At 40.9% G+C, this 276-nt stretch carries 1 protein-coding gene; it reads right to left on the bottom strand.

Annotated elements, in window-relative coordinates:
* Nucleotides 1–27 precede the first annotated feature (27 nt).
* Nucleotides 28–276, bottom strand: a 249-nt coding sequence (locus tag AC0L3U_RS39355) for a hypothetical protein (protein ID WP_473365114.1), incomplete at its 5' end; no start/stop codon positions are given.

Raw genomic sequence — 276 nt, 5'->3', positions numbered from 1 at the left:
AAACCAATTGATAAGTAAACTGTTCAATTACTGAAAGCTATCAAACGTCGTTTTGTACATCATATGAGCGGCACGGCCTTGTTCATGCTGTGCTAACTGAGTATAAAAAGCGTCTCGCGATAATTTTCCAAACAGCGCGGAGAGTTCTCGCAGGTTTTCGGGATCTTGCACAGCGTGTTCCATCGCATTATCGAATTGTTTATCGACAACGCTGCGGCTGTTTGACAGTTGAGGCGCCAATTTAAAAAAATTCATATTTTTTTCCTCATGTGTTTT

Source organism: Bradyrhizobium sp. Kon69 (assembly GCF_055807515.1).
Note: the sequence above shows the minus strand (reverse complement) of the source record. Positions and strands in the feature narration are given on the sequence as shown.